Annotated in this window: 14 protein-coding genes; 7 read left to right on the top strand and 7 right to left on the bottom strand. The window is 60.7% G+C overall.

Annotation, left to right across the window (positions count from 1 at the left end; all coding sequences use genetic code 11):
* Positions 1-49 precede the first annotated feature (49 nt).
* Together BW967_RS08405 and BW967_RS08410 are read left to right on the top strand one after the other, a co-directional pair.
* Positions 50-406: a phasin family protein gene (locus BW967_RS08405; RefSeq protein ID WP_175610429.1), complete on the top strand. Its 357-nt coding sequence runs from the start codon at positions 50-52 to the stop codon at positions 404-406.
* 104 nt (positions 407-510) lie between these two features.
* Positions 511-2,262 carry a PHA/PHB synthase family protein gene (locus BW967_RS08410; protein ID WP_108188620.1) on the top strand — a complete coding sequence of 584 codons (1,752 nt, stop codon included), beginning with the start codon at positions 511-513 and terminating at the stop codon, positions 2,260-2,262.
* A 69-nt stretch (positions 2,263-2,331) separates the two neighbouring features.
* Here BW967_RS08410 and BW967_RS08415 read toward each other — a convergent pair whose 3' ends face one another.
* A complete protein-coding gene (locus BW967_RS08415) occupies positions 2,332-3,522 on the bottom strand; it encodes a phosphoglycerate kinase (protein ID WP_076484617.1) in 1,191 nt (396 codons plus the stop codon).
* Between the two features lie 806 nt (positions 3,523-4,328).
* Between BW967_RS08415 and BW967_RS08420 the strand changes: the two genes are divergently transcribed.
* Positions 4,329-4,835 carry a peptidylprolyl isomerase gene (locus tag BW967_RS08420; RefSeq protein ID WP_076484618.1) on the top strand — a complete coding sequence of 169 codons (507 nt, stop codon included), beginning with the start codon at positions 4,329-4,331 and terminating at the stop codon, positions 4,833-4,835.
* Positions 4,828-5,409 (top strand): peptidylprolyl isomerase, encoded by a 582-nt coding sequence (locus BW967_RS08425; RefSeq protein WP_076484619.1) that lies wholly within the window; start codon positions 4,828-4,830, stop codon positions 5,407-5,409. Before BW967_RS08420 ends, BW967_RS08425 begins: the two co-directional genes overlap by 8 nt.
* A gap of 145 nt (positions 5,410-5,554) precedes the next feature.
* Here BW967_RS08425 and tyrS read toward each other — a convergent pair whose 3' ends face one another.
* The gene (tyrS, locus tag BW967_RS08430; protein WP_076484620.1) at positions 5,555-6,805 is read right to left on the bottom strand and encodes a tyrosine--tRNA ligase; all 1,251 of its coding nucleotides are present in this window, start codon (positions 6,803-6,805) and stop codon (positions 5,555-5,557) included.
* Positions 6,806-6,864: 59 nt separating this feature from the next.
* Between tyrS and BW967_RS08435 the strand changes: the two genes are divergently transcribed.
* From BW967_RS08435 to BW967_RS08445, 3 genes are all read left to right on the top strand, one after another.
* Positions 6,865-7,992, top strand: coding sequence for an anhydro-N-acetylmuramic acid kinase (locus BW967_RS08435; RefSeq protein ID WP_076484621.1), 1,128 nt, complete (start codon positions 6,865-6,867; stop codon positions 7,990-7,992).
* 51 nt (positions 7,993-8,043) lie between these two features.
* The gene (locus BW967_RS08440; protein ID WP_076484622.1) at positions 8,044-8,505 is read left to right on the top strand and encodes a DUF4405 domain-containing protein; all 462 of its coding nucleotides are present in this window, start codon (positions 8,044-8,046) and stop codon (positions 8,503-8,505) included.
* 106 nt (positions 8,506-8,611) lie between these two features.
* Positions 8,612-8,881 carry a DUF2798 domain-containing protein gene (locus BW967_RS08445; RefSeq protein ID WP_076484623.1) on the top strand — a complete coding sequence of 90 codons (270 nt, stop codon included), beginning with the start codon at positions 8,612-8,614 and terminating at the stop codon, positions 8,879-8,881.
* On the opposite strand, the gene BW967_RS08450 is transcribed toward BW967_RS08445, so the two are convergent.
* The 5 genes from BW967_RS08450 to BW967_RS08470 form a co-directional block, all read right to left on the bottom strand.
* The gene (locus tag BW967_RS08450) at positions 8,882-9,322 is read right to left on the bottom strand and encodes a cupin domain-containing protein (protein ID WP_076484624.1); all 441 of its coding nucleotides are present in this window, start codon (positions 9,320-9,322) and stop codon (positions 8,882-8,884) included. It lies immediately after the preceding gene.
* Positions 9,323-9,419: 97 nt separating this feature from the next.
* Positions 9,420-10,694 carry a phosphopyruvate hydratase gene (gene eno, locus BW967_RS08455; protein ID WP_076484625.1) on the bottom strand — a complete coding sequence of 425 codons (1,275 nt, stop codon included), beginning with the start codon at positions 10,692-10,694 and terminating at the stop codon, positions 9,420-9,422.
* 108 nt (positions 10,695-10,802) lie between these two features.
* Positions 10,803-11,699: a DMT family transporter gene (locus BW967_RS08460; RefSeq protein WP_076484626.1), complete on the bottom strand. Its 897-nt coding sequence runs from the start codon at positions 11,697-11,699 to the stop codon at positions 10,803-10,805.
* Positions 11,700-11,768: 69 nt separating this feature from the next.
* Positions 11,769-13,190 (bottom strand): protein adenylyltransferase SelO, encoded by a 1,422-nt coding sequence (locus BW967_RS08465; RefSeq protein WP_076484627.1) that lies wholly within the window; start codon positions 13,188-13,190, stop codon positions 11,769-11,771.
* Positions 13,191-13,226: 36 nt separating this feature from the next.
* Positions 13,227-14,162 carry a nucleoside hydrolase gene (locus BW967_RS08470; RefSeq protein ID WP_076484628.1) on the bottom strand — a complete coding sequence of 312 codons (936 nt, stop codon included), beginning with the start codon at positions 14,160-14,162 and terminating at the stop codon, positions 13,227-13,229.
* Positions 14,163-14,318: the final 156 nt, after the last annotated feature.

The following is a 14,318-nucleotide window of genomic DNA, read 5'->3' on the forward strand; positions in this document are numbered from 1 at the left end:
AATGCAAAAACGTGCTAGCGTAAGGCATCGCACCAGGGGAGGAATTGCGATGGTTAAGGCACCCACTAAGACTGAGACGACAGCTTCGGTGATGGATGCGTGGTCGATGATGTTCGCACCACAAGCGCGTATGGCCGAGGCGATGATCGGGCAAAATATCGAAATGCTCGATTTCATCAAAACCCGGTTCGAGCGGGACAAGGCGATGCTTCGCGAATTGGCCGAGGCGTCTGATCCGATCGAAGCGGCAAAGCTTTGGCAAGATTTTTGGAGCCGGTTGTTCACCGATTATTCGGTGGAAACGACTAAGCTGGCTTCGCATGCCGGAGAGATTGCCGAAACGGCCTTGCGCAGCGCCACCGAGGAGGGCGCGGCGCTCATGACGATGGTCGCCAAAAAGGCTTGAGCTAAGCTCCCCCACAGGGGCTCTCACGTCTTGCAAAGGAAAGGGGCGGGCGGTTCGCCGCCCCCCGAAATATCGGGCGTGCCCGCCCGTTTCACGAGGAAGACATGACTGCCCCTGCAAAGATCCGCCCCGAGGCGGAACCGGCACTGGATGAAGCCGGTTTCCGTCGTTTCGACCGTATGGTTCACGCTCTGATGGGCAAGGCAGAGGGGGGGCTTTCACCAGTCTCTCTGTGGCTGGCTTGGGCAGATTGGGCCTCGCATATGGCGATGAGCCCGGGCAAACAGGCCGAGGTCGGCTTTAACGCCATGGCGCGCGCGCAAAAACTGGCGGCAGAGGTGCAATGCCAGTTGAAAGGCGGGCGGCTTGATGGCGAGGCTTGTGTGGAGCCGATCAAATCTGATCGCCGCTTTGCGAGCCCCGATTGGCTGACTTTTCCCTATTCCCTTTACGCCCAAGGCTTTTTGGCCACGCAAGCTTGGTGGCAAGAGACCGCGACCGGGCTTTCGGGCGTTGAGAAAAAGCACGAGCAATTGGTGGAGTTTTACGGGCGGCAAATGCTCGACATGCTGTCGCCTTCGAACTTTTTGGCCACCAACCCCGCACTGATCGCCCGCACCCAAGAAGAGGGTGGGCAGAACCTTGTGCGCGGCTGGAAACATATGGCCGAAGACATGCGCCATGCGCTTTTCCATGACGAAGAGGCCCCCGCCTTTACCCCCGGCGAGAATGTCGCCGTGACTGACGGCAAGGTGGTGTTCCGCAATCGGTTGATTGAGCTGATCCAATACACCCCGGTCACCGATAAGGTGCATCCGGTGCCGCTGATGATCGTGCCGGCGTGGATCATGAAATACTATATCCTTGATCTGACGCCGCCCGAAAGCCTGATTGGCTGGCTCGTGGAGCAGGGCTTTACGGTCTTCTGCATCAGCTGGAAAAATCCCGAAGAAAACGACCGAGATCTTGGGTTTGACGATTACCGCGAATTGGGCGTGATGGCGGCGCTCGATGCGATTGGCAAAATCACCGGTGCGCCGAAGGTGCATGGGCTTGGCTATTGCTTGGGCGGCACGCTCCTTTCGGTGGCCGCCGCTGCGATGGCGCGGGATGGCGATGATCGTCTTGCCTCGCTTACCATGCTCGCCGCGCAGGTGGATTTCACCGAAGCGGGGGAATTGAGCCTCTTCACCAATGAAGACCAGCTTGCCCTTCTGGAAGATATGATGTGGCAAGAGGGGTTCTTGGACAAATCCGCGATGGCGGGCACCTTCTCGATGCTGAAATCGAAAGACCTAGTGTGGTCCAAGATGGTGCATGATTACATGCTGGGTGAGCGCGATGCCGCCTCGGCGCTGGGGGCTTGGTCGCAAGATGCGACGCGGATGCCCTATAAGATGCATTCGGAATATCTGCGCCATCTGTTCTTGAACAATGATCTGGCTGACGGTCGGATGGAGGCGGGCGGCGCGCATGTGATGTTGCGCGACGTGCGCTGCCCGGTTTTTGCCGTGGCCACCGAAAACGACCATATCGCGCCATGGCATTCGGTCTTCAAACTGACATGGCTGATGGGGGGCGAGGTGAGCTTCGCGCTGGTTTCGGGTGGGCATAACACCGGGATTGTTGCGCCGCCCGGCAGCCCGCGCGCCAAATATCGGCTGCTCACCCATGTGCATGGCCAGCCGCATCCCGGCCCCGAAGATTGGGCCGGTGCGGTGGAAAAAGTCGCGGGTTCGTGGTGGGGCGCTTGGGGCGAATGGCTGCGCGCCAAAGGCGGTGGCGAAGAAATCACGCCCCCCGCGCTTGGCAAAAGCCTTGGCGCGGCCCCAGGGCGCTATGTGCTCGGCCGCTAAGGCGCCATCGCAGACACAAAAAAGGGCGGTCCCGTGGGGCCGCCCTTCTGTTTGGCCATGATGCCAAACTTATTTCATCAGCGCAGCCACGCCGGGTAGTTCTTTGCCTTCCATCCATTCAAGGAAGGCGCCGCCTGCTGTGGAGATATAGCTGAAGTCGTCTGCGGCACCGGCTTTATTGAGTGCGGCCACGGTATCCCCGCCGCCCGCAACCGAGGTCAGCTTGCCATCTTGGGTGAGTTCCGCTGCCTTTTGTGCCGCCGCATTCGTGGCCGCATCGAAGGGCGCAATTTCAAAGGCCCCGAGCGGACCGTTCCAGATCAGCGTTTTCGAGGCTTCGAACACAGTGGCGATTTCTTCGACCGATTTCGGACCCGCGTCCAAAATCATCGCATCGCTCGGGCAGTCGGTGTTTGGCACGGTTTCGTTTTCGGCATTGGCTTTGAACTCGCGCGCCACCACCACATCAACCGGCAGGTGGATCGCGCAGCCAGCGGTTTTTGCTTTTTCCAAGATATCTCGCGCGGTCTCGGCCATTTCACGTTCGGCCAAGGATTTGCCCACGTCGATGCCTTGCGCCACCAAGAAGGTGTTGGCCATGCCGCCGCCGATGACGAGGTGATCGACCTTGCTCACAAGGTTGCCCAGAAGGTCGAGCTTGGTCGACACTTTCGCGCCGCCCACAACGGCACAGACCGGGCGCACCGGGGCCCCAAGCGCGGCTTCAAGCGCTTTGAGTTCGGCTTCCATCAAACGGCCCGCAGCCGAGGGCAAGATATGCGCCACGCCTTCGGTCGAGCTGTGCGCACGGTGCGCCGCAGAGAAAGCATCGTTCACATAGACCTCACCGAGTGCCGCCATGGCCGCGCTCAGTTCCGGGTCGTTTTTCTCTTCGCCCGCATGGAAACGGGTGTTTTCCAAAAGCAGCACTTCGCCCGCTTCAAGCGCGGCGACAGCGGTTTTCGCCGGGCCACCGATGCAGTCTTCGGCAAATTTCACCGGCGCACCCAGCGCCTTTTCCAGTTCCGGCACCAAGGGGCGCAGGCTCATTTCCGGCACCACTTGGCCTTTCGGGCGGCCAAAGTGCGCGAGCAGCACGGGTTTGCCGCCCTTGGCGAGGATGTCTTTCACCGTCGGCACGATCTTGAGGATCCGCGTCGCATCGGTCACCACGCCGTTTTCCACCGGCACGTTGATGTCGACGCGCACCAGCGCGACCTTGCCCGCCAGTTCCACCTCGTCGAGCGTTTTCCAAGCCATAGTCATTCTCCTGATGTCTGCGCGTGGCGGGGGCCGTCCACCCGCGGCTGGCGCAAACTTGCCCCGATGCGCAGCCCCCGTCAACGCCCCGCGTGGTCTTCACGCGAGGCGTTTCGCATTCGTTAGAGGGTGTCAGGTCACTTCGGTGTGTAAATATACGTGTTGCCCTCCCAAGAGATCACGTAGCAGCTGTTTTCGTTCACCCGCATAACGTCGGAACGTTGGTGTTGCGTGCGGGATTCTGCATCCGCTGCTTTTAAGTTAGCTCCGGAGCAATAGGGGATCGAAACCAGTTGGTAGCCTTTGTCTCGAAGGCATATCTCGTTCGTTTTCGCGCGAATTTGGGTGTTGGTGTCGACTGAGTAGAGGCCGGTGTACGGGCCCCAAGAAACTTGAGTATTGGTCGGTACCTGCCGGGTAGACTCCGCTTGACAAAAAACTGTATCGCGCTCGTAGCGGTCAAACGTAACCCCATTTTTGACTGGAACAGTCGTGGCCTCACAGCCTCCTAAAACTGCCACTAATGGGAGAATCATAATCTTTGCTAACTTCATGGTGGTCTCGGTTATTGAATATTACCCTTTGATAACAAGATGATATGGGTGTGTTTGTTGCGCAAAAGTTACTGGTATTTCGATTTGGCTGCGACATATTGTCATGCTTGTTTTGGCGTTTGATGGTTCGGCTTGGATTGAGGTGTTGGGACGGAGGACTGTCCATGCGGTCGTGAAAATCGACCCACGCTTTGCCCTTTTCAGCCGCGCGCACAGTGCTTAAGTTGCGCCCAGACCAATCAGGAGAGCCCCATGGCCGATATCAAAGACCCCGAGAACACCATCATCATCACCCTCAAAGATGGCCCCGTGGTGATTGAGCTGCTCAGCGACGTTGCGCCGGGCCATTGCGAGCGGATGAAACAGCTTGCCCGCGACGGTGCCTATGACAACGTCGCTTTCCACCGCGTGATCGAAGGGTTCATGGCGCAAACTGGCGATGTTGAACACGCCAATATGGAAAAAGACTACAACCCGCGTCGCGCCGGTACGGGCGGGTCGCAATACCCTGATCTGAAAGCCGAATTCTCCAAACTGCCGCATGATCGTGGCACCCTTGGGGCGGCGCGTTCGATGAACCCGAACTCGGCCAACAGCCAGTTCTTCATCAACTTCTCCGACAACCATTTCCTCAACGGCCAATACACCGTCTATGGCCGCGTGATTGAGGGCATGGAGCATGTCGACAAAATCGCCCGTGGCGAGCCGCCGGCAAGCCCGGACCGCATGATCTCGGTGAAGGTGGCGGCGGATGCGTAAGCTTCTCGCAGCTGGTGTGCTGGCCTTTGCGGCCAGCACTGCTTTCGCGCAAGATGGCACCACCGCGCCCGATGGGCCGGGGCCGAACCTCGTGCTCGAAATCGGGGGCGAAACCTCGGGCCGCGTGGTCATTGACCTGCTGCCCGATGTCGCGCCCCAGCATGTGGAGCGGATCACCCAATTGGCCAATGAGCACGCCTATGATGACGTGGTGTTTCACCGCGTGATCGGCGGTTTCATGGCGCAAACGGGCGATGTGCAGTTCGGTAAGCGGGGCGGCGATATTCAAATGGCGGGCATGGGCGGCTCGAAATACGGCGATCTTCCGGCTGAATTCTCGAACCGGTCGTTCACCCGTGGCATGGTCGGCATGGCGCGTTCGGCGGACCCCAATTCCGCCAACAGCCAGTTCTTCATCATGTTTGAACCGGCGCCGCATCTGGATGGCCAATACACCATCGTCGGTCATGTGATCGAGGGGATGGAGGTCGTTGATACGATCAAGAAAGGCCCGCCGCAGCTCAACGGGCTGGTGGAAGACCCCGATTACATCGTGACTGCGACGGTCGAATAAACCGGGCGGCAAGGGGGCTTGGCCCCTCTTGGCCTGAACCAAAAAGAAAGGGCGCCCATATTGGAGCGCCCTTTTGCATTTCATCTTGCCCGAAATATCCCGGGGGTGCGGGGGCAGCGCCCCCGTCGCACTTACCCAGTCGTTTTTAGCCCAGTTGCACCAGCGCATGGCGTTTTTTGCCCGCGCTCAGTTTTACCGGCTCTGCCAGATCGGCGGGGGTGAACATGCGCCCCGCATCGGTGCAGGTCTCGTCATTCACTTTCAGCCCGCCCTCGGCAATCAGCCGCTTGCCGTCTTTGCCGGTCTTCGCCAACCCCGAGCGCACCACAAGCTGCGCCAAGCTGATGCCCTCGCCCAATTCAGCCGCGGGCAGGTTCAGCGTCGGTAGGTCATCGCCCACGCCGCCCTTTTCAAACACTTCGCGCGCGGTGGCCTCGGCGGCTGCGGCGGCCTCGGCCCCGTGCAGGAGCGTGGTCACCTCATTGGCGAGGATGATCTTCGCGCCATTGATCTCAGACCCTTCGAGCTTGCCCAAGCGCTCGCATTCTTCCACCGGCAGATCGGTGTAGAGCTTGAGGAAGCGGCCGACATCGGCATCGGTCGTGTTACGCCAGAACTGCCAGAATTCGTAAGGCGAAAGCATCTCGCCCGAAAGCCAGACCGCGCCGCCTTGGCTCTTGCCCATCTTGCGGCCATCCGAAGTGGTCAAAAGCGGCGTCGTCAGCCCGTAAATCTCACGGTCGCAGACACGGCGCGTGAGGTCGATCCCGTTGATGATATTGCCCCATTGATCCGAGCCGCCCATCTGCAACAGGCACTCATAGCGCCGGTTGAGTTCAAGGAAGTCATAGGCTTGCAAGATCATGTAGTTGAATTCGAGGAAGCTGAGCGATTGCTCGCGATCAAGTCGCGACTTCACCGATTCAAAGCTGAGCATCCGGTTGACCGAGAAATGCCGCCCGATATCGCGCAGGAACTCGAGGTAGTTCAGCCCGTCGAGCCATTCGGCATTGTTGCGCATCATCGCGCCATTGCCGCTGTCGCTATAGTCCAAATACCGCGCAAAGACGCGCTGCATGCCCGCGATGTTTTCATCGATCTTTTCGGGCGTCAGCAGCGGGCGTTCTTCGGAGCGGAAGCTCGGATCGCCCACTTTCGTGGTGCCGCCGCCCATCAAGGTGATCGGGCGGTTGCCGGTTTTTTGGAACCAGCGCAGCAGCATGATGTTGAGCAAATGCCCCACATGCAAGCTCGCGGCGGTGGCATCATAGCCGATATAGGCTGTCACCATGCCGCGCGCGAGCGCCGCGTCGAGTTCTTGCAAATCGGTGCAATCGGCGAGGAATCCGCGCTCGATAATCACGCGCAGGAATTCCGATTTCGGGTGATAGGTCATCGTGCTTGTTCCTTTGGCTTGGCCATGCGTATATCGGCCGAAACTCCAAAGGGGAAGCCATGTTAAAGGCGCAGCCGGTCTGGGCGCTTGGCGCAATGTCGGGAACCTCGCTTGACGGGGTGGATGTGGCTGCGCTGCGCACCGATGGGGTGGAAATTCTCGACTTTGGGCCCGCCCTTTACCGGGCCTATAGCGCGGCGGAACGTGCGGTGATTCACACGGCCTTGGGCGCTTGGCCCGGTGCGCCGGGGGTAGAGGCTGCCGCCGAGGTGGTGGAAACCGCCCATGCCGAGGTGCTAAGCGATTTGCTGGCGCGCTGCCCCGAGGCGGAATTGGTGGGCTTTCACGGTCAAACGCTGGCGCATGATCCTTTGGGGCTGACGGGCGCGCCGCGCACGCATCAGGCGGGTGATGGCGATTTGCTGGCCGAAGTGTTGGGCCGCACTGTGGTGTGGGATTTCCGCAGCTCTGATGTGGAACTGGGCGGGCAGGGTGCGCCTTTGGCGCCGTTTTTCCATTTTGCCTGCGCGACATGGGCGGGGCTCACCGCGCCGTTGGTGTTTTTGAATTTGGGCGGTGTCGGCAATGTCACCTTTGTGGACCCGCGCGCGGCGGGGCCAGAGGTGAAAGGCGCCTGTTTGGCCTTTGACACCGGGCCCGCCAATGCGCCGATCAATGATCTGATGCAGGCGCGGCTTGGGAAGGGCTATGACGAAGGTGGCGCACTGGCGCAAGCGGGCCGGGTGGATGAGGCCTTTGTTGAGCGCTTTCTGAACCACAGCTATTTCTTAAAAGTGCCGCCGAAATCTTTGGACCGAAATGATTTTGCGCAAGCGCTCTCGGGTGTGGAGGCGCTCTCTGACGCTGATGCCGCGGCCACGCTCACCGCTTGCGCTGCGGCTGCCGTGGCGCGCGGGTTTGAGCATTTCCCAACTGCGCCAGCAGCGGTTTACGTGGCAGGCGGCGGGCGGCTAAACGTGGCCTTGATGGCGGAGCTTGCGCGGCGGCTGCCCTGCGCTGTGGCCCCTGTGGAAGACCTTGGGCTTGATGGCGATATGCTGGAGGCGCAGGCCTTTGCCTATTTGGCGGTGCGGGTGGCGCGCGGCTTGCCGACCTCTGGCCCGTCAACCACGGGCGTTGCGGCGCTTGTGGGCGGGGGCCGCGTCTCCAAGCCGCAGGGAATATAAGACGGAAACGGCGCAGCCTTTCGTTCCATAAGCGAATGACAGGAGGATGCCATGACGACTTCTGCTTCCACCCCGCGCCCGCCGTTTTCCAACCGTGCAACCGCTGTGTTTTTGGCGGGCTTCACCTTCCTTGGGTTGGCGCTTTCGGGCCTTGCTATTGCCTTGGCCCCGGCGGGCAGGCTTGCGACACAACTCCATTGGACGCTTTTGGGGCTGAGCCGCGCGCAATGGGAGAGCCTGCACCTGACGCTGGGGATGTTCTTTCTGCTCGCCGCAGGCTGGCACATCTGGCTGCATTGGTCGGTGATCACCAACCTGCTGTGGTCGGCCCGTGCGCGCGTAATTTGCCACCGCCGTGAGGTGGGGCTGGCGCTTGTTTTGGTGGGCGCGTTGAGCGCTTTGGCGATTGCCGATCTGCCGCCCGCCAACTGGCTCACTGACACGTCAGACTATTTCAAACGTAGCTTCTGGGGGGATCTGCCGCCCCTTGACCAAGGCCACCGTCGCCCGTAAACGGCCCAAGCCGAAAAACGTAAGACCGGTCAGGTTATCCCGGTCACCGCCCACAAGCGGGAGTTAGTCGATCTCGATCCCACGGCGCTGCATTCGAGGGAGACAGATGCAAAAACCGGACCCGAAACGTGAAAAGCTCACGATCATTGTCGCACAGGTGTTCATTTCCTGCCTGATGGCGCTGTTGATGACCTTTTTCTTTGCCGTGCTGCCCGAGGCACTGCGCACCCATTTCGCGCCCGGTTGGGGCTGGATTTGGCTGCGCGATTGGCTCACGGCTTGGCCGGTGGCCTTTATCCTGTCGCTTGGCGTGGGGCCGCTGGCGTTCAAACTGTCGTTTTGGCTGCTGCACCCGCGGCGTTTGAACGAGGGCTGATCACCGAACAACCTCACCGGGGATATCAAACCCCGGCGCGGCCAACTCGAACCCTTCAAACCGGAAGGCGGGGGAGACGGTGCAGCTTACGAGCGTCCACGCCCCCAGCGTGCGCGCGGCTTGCCAGTGATGCGGCGGCACGATGCCTTGCACAGTGTCGCCTGCGAGCACATCGGGGCCAAGGCGAAGCGCGGTTGCGGGGCCTGCCTCGGTCTCGGCCAAGCGCAACTCAAGCGGCGCGCCTGCGTGATAGTGCCAAATCTCGGCAGCATCGACGCGGTGCCAATGGCTGCTTTCCCCGGCCTTGAGCAAGAACAAGATCGCGGTGCCCGCCGGGCGGGTGCCCCCGGTCGCTTCCGCGATCCATGTCTGGCGATACCAGCCGCCCTCCGGATGGGGCGCAAGATTGAGTTTTTGGATGATCTGATCGGCTTCGGTCATAGTCCCCCCTTTGCGCCAGAGTAGCGGTCCATTTGCAAAAGAAAACCCCGCCAAGGCGCAGGCCCGGCGGGGTTTTCAAATCGGTTTGCAGTGGCCCTTATTTCAGGATGCCACGGCCCATGTATTCGGCGGTTTCACCCAGCATTTCTTCGATACGGATCAGCTGGTTGTATTTCGCGAGCCGGTCCGAGCGCGCGAGCGAGCCGGTTTTGATCTGGCCGCAGTTCGTCGCCACGGCGAGGTCCGCAATCGTCGCATCTTCGGTTTCGCCCGAACGGTGGCTCATGACGTTGGTGTAGCGCGCGCGATGCGCCATATCGACGGCTTTGAGCGTTTCCGACAGCGAGCCGATTTGGTTCACTTTCACCAGCATCGAGTTGGCCACGCCTTCTTTGATGCCACGGGCCAGACGCTCGGGGTTGGTCACAAAGAGGTCGTCGCCCACAAGCTGCACTTTGCCGCCAAGCGTGTCGGTCAGCAGTTTCCAGCCCGCCCAGTCATCTTCCGCGCAGCCATCTTCGATCGAGATGATCGGATAGTCGCCGCAGAGTTTTTCAAGATAGGCAACGTTTTCTTCCGAGGTCAGGCTCAGGCCTTCGCCCTTCATCTCATACTTGCCGTCTTTGTAATATTCGGTCGACGCGCAATCCATTGCCAGATAGATGTCATCGCCCGGTTTGTAGCCAGCTTTTTCGATGGATTTCAGAATGAAATCGAGCGCATCGCGGGTCGAGGCGAGCATCGGCGCAAAGCCGCCTTCATCGCCCAGACCAGTCGAAAGACCCGCCGCCGACAGCTCTTTTTTCAGGGTGTGGAAGACTTCCGACCCCATGCGCACCGCGTCGCGGATATTGCCCGCCGAGACCGGCATGATCATGAATTCTTGGATGTCGATCGGGTTGTCGGCATGTTCGCCGCCGTTGATGATGTTCATCATCGGCACCGGCAGGATGCGCGCGGAGGTGCCGCCGACGTAACGATAAAGCGGTTGCGCGGTGAAATCGGCAGCGGCTTTCGCACAGGCGAGCGAGACACCCAAGATCGCGTTCGCGCCAAGGCGGCCTTTGTTCGGCGTGCCGTCGAGTTCGATCATCAGCTTGTCGATGGCTTCTTGATCGGTGACGTCTTCACCCACAAGGTTCTCGGCCAGTTCGCCGTTCACCGCCATCACGGCTTCCAGAACGCCTTTGCCCATGTAGCGCGATTTATCGCCGTCGCGGCGCTCCACCGCTTCATGCGCGCCGGTCGAGGCGCCCGAGGGAACCGCCGCGCGGCCCATCGTGCCGTCTTCGAGGGTCACGTCAACCTCAACGGTGGGGTTGCCGCGGCTGTCGAGGATTTCGCGCGCGTGGATGTCAATGATCGTGCTCATAGGAGTGCTCCGATTGAAAAATCGCCTCCTCTATAGACCTATGCTGCCGCTGCGAAAAGGGTGTTGTTAGCGATAACTCACCTGTTAGCGCCCGAGGTGACGCGTTTTTCAGACGGTTCCGGCGGCGGCCGCTGCGCGGGCGCGCGCACGTTCCCGCGCGAGCGTATAAAGGCCCGAGCCAACAATGATCAGACCGCCGACAAGCGTCCATATATCGGGCTTTTCGGCAAAGACGGTCCAGCCGATGATCAGCGCAAAAATCAGCCGCGTGTAGCGGAAGGGGGTGATCACCGCGACCTCGCCAAGCCGCATCGCAGCAATGAGCGCGTAATAGCCCGCCGTGCCAAAAACTAGGGCTGCACAAAGCTGGGCATAATCGGTGAGGCTGGGCGCAAGGAAGGCACCTTGGAATTGCAACAGCAGCGCGCCTGCCGGAATGCAGGTGGCAAAGCCATAGGTGGCAAGCTGCATCGAGGTGATCGAACGCGGCACGCGGCGGGTAATCACATCGCGCGCGGCCAAGCCCACGACCGCAACGACGGCGAAAAGGGAGAGGATCGAGAACCCCTCGGTGCCGGGGCGGATCACCACCAGCACGCCCAGAAAACCGACCATAATCGCCGACCAGCGCCGCCAGCCAACTTGTTCGCCCAAAAACAGCGCCGCACCGAGCGTGACGGCCAGCGGTGTGGCTTGCAAAATCGCCGAAGCCTCGGCCAGCGGTGTGAAGGCGATGGCGCAGACAAAGGCGAGCGTGCCCACCAATTCGCCGAAATTGCGGCCAATAACTGCGGGTGCCAGCAGATCGCGTGAAAACAGCCGGTCGCCCTTGCGCAAGGCCAGCGCGGCAAAGATCAAAGTGCCGCCGACGCCCATCAGCATCAGCACCTCGCCGACCGGCATATGCTGGCTCAGACGTTTGACGAACAAATCTTCCATGGCGAAACCGGCCATTGCCGCCACCATCAAAAGACTACCCCGGAAGTTTTCGACACCATTGCTCATGCGCCGGGCTTTGCCAAAGCGCGCGGGCGGCGTAAAGCGCGCGATTGTATCCGCCACAAGATCGCGCGTTTAGGTGCCGCAGAAGGTGCGGGTGACACGCTCGTCATGGCTTGGTGCGGCTTCCAAATCGGCAAAGCTGTCGTCGGGCGTGAAGGGCGCTGCCAAGGCTGCGTTGAGCCTGTGGAACGGCGCAAAATCACCCTCCACGGCGGCGGCGATCATGTCTTCCACCCGGTGGTTGCGGGGGATGCGCACGGGGTTGGCTGCAGCCATCACCGCTGCCGGGTCAGCCTCGCGTTCCAGCCGCGCGCGCCAGTCCGGCTCCCAAGTGTCAAAGGCTTGGGGTTCAGTAAATTCTTCCCGTGCGGTTCCGGTGCTAAGCCCCCGGAAGGTGCGGGTAAAGTCGGCCACCTCGGTCGCCATGCGGTTCAGCAGGCTTTCGATCAAGGGCAGGTCGTCTTGCGTGGCACTGGCTAGCCCGATCTTGCGGCCCATGCGGGCGAGCCATTCGGCCTGATAGACGGGTGCGAAATCATCAAGCACCGCTTGCGCTTGCTCTACCGCTGCATCGCCCTTGCCCATCAGCGGCAACAGGCACGAGCCAAGCTGCGCGAGGTTCCAAAGCGCGATTTGCGGCTGATTGGCATAGGCATAGCGGCCCCGCACGTCGATCGAGGAAAACACCTTTTTCGGGTGGTATTCATCCACGAAGGCGCAGGGGCCGTAGTCGATCGTCTCGCCCGAGAGCGCGCAATTGTCAGTGTTCATCACACCATGGATGAAGCCGAAAGACATCCACCCCGCGACGAGCTTTGCCTGCGCTTGGGTGACGGCGGCCAGCAGGTCGCGCGCGGTTTTGCCATCGGGGAAATGGCGCGAAAGTGTGTAATGGCAAAGGGTTGCAAGTGCTTCTTCATCACCACGCGCGGCGAAATATTCAAAGGTGCCGACGCGGATATGGCTTGCGGCGACGCGTGCGATCACCGCGCCGGGGCGCGGAAACCCATCGCGAAACACGTTTTGCCCGGTGGTGACGGCGGCAAGTGCGCGGGTGGTGGGCAGGCCCAGTGCGGCCATCGCCTCTGAAAGCACATATTCGCGCAAGACCGGGCCAAGCCAGGCCCGGCCATCGCCGCCGCGCGAAAACGGCGTGCGGCCCGCACCTTTCAGCGTCAGGTCAAACCGCGCGCCATCGGGGGCGACAAGTTCGCCCAGCAAAATCGCGCGCCCATCGCCCAGTTGTGGCACGAAGCCGCCAAACTGATGCCCCGCATAGGCTTGAGCAATCGGCGTTGCGCCTTCAGGCACCAGATTGCCCGCGAACATCGCCGTGCCCTCGGCGCTTTGCAACGCGTCGAGATCCAGCCCCAGCCGTGCGGCCAAGGCTTGGTTCACGGCAACGGGGCCGGGGGCTGCCACCGGGCTGGGCGGCAGCGCGGCATAGAATTTTTCGGGCAGGCGGGCGTAGGTATTGTCAAATGGAAGGCGCATCGGCCTTACCTGATGCAAGGCCGCGCTCTTTCAAGGTCAAAGCCGTGCAAGACGTTCCGTCAGCAGCGTGTAAAACCCTTTGGCATCGACATCGCCCATGAACATCGCATTCGGTTTGCGCGGGCTCACCCGCCACCAATCGGCCACGGTCATGCCCATCGTCAGTTCGGACTGCGTCTCAATCGCCACGTTGATATGACGCCCGGTGAAGAGATCAGGCTCGATCAAATAGGCGATCACGCAAGGGTCATGCAGCGGCGCGCCATCGGCACCATATTTCGCCATATCGAAGCGCTCAAAGAAATCTGTCCAGCTGGCGACGGCATGGCCAACCGGCGTGCCAAGGTTGCGAAACGCCTCGATCCGGGCGCGGGTGGTGAGCACTTTATGAGTGACATCAAGCGGCATCACGACAATAGAGATGCCCGATTTAAACACAATATCAGCCGCTTGTGGGTCAACGTAAATATTGAACTCGGCTGCGGGGGTCACGTTGCCGCCTTCAAAGAAGCCACCGCCCATCAGCACGATCTCATCCACACGCTCGACAATATCGGGCGCTTGATTGAAGGCCGTCGCAATGTTCGTCAGCGGGCCAAGCGGGCAGAGCGTCACCGTGCCGGGCGGCTCATTGCGCAGGGTTTCAATGATGAAATCGACCGCGTGTTGCTCTTGCAATTTCATCTTGGGCAGTGGCAGCGAAATCCCATCCAGCCCGGTTTTGCCATGCACATATTCTGCGGTGACAAGCGCGCGCTCCATCGGCTTATCGCAGCCCGCAAAGACCTTGATCTCGGTGCGGCCGGCCAATTCGCACACGATCCGGGCATTGCGCGCGGTCAGATCCAGCGGCACGTTCCCCGCCACACAGGTGATCCCCAAAATCTCAAGCTCGGGGCTCGCCAGCGCCAACAAAATGGCCACGGCATCGTCTTGTCCGGGATCGGTGTCGATAATGATCTTTCGCGTCATGGGCACTCCTTTTGGCACAAAATGTAGTGCTGCGCCGCAGAAGTCCATATTCCATGAACACGCCCAAAACGTGCCACATTTGATGGTTAACAAATTCTCAATGGCGCAGAGCAGGCGCCGCGTTCCAGTGTCTTCTTGTGTTCCCGGAAACCCTCA

The organism is Rhodobacter aestuarii, assembly GCF_900156655.1.
Lineage (GTDB): Bacteria > Pseudomonadota > Alphaproteobacteria > Rhodobacterales > Rhodobacteraceae > Rhodobacter > Rhodobacter aestuarii.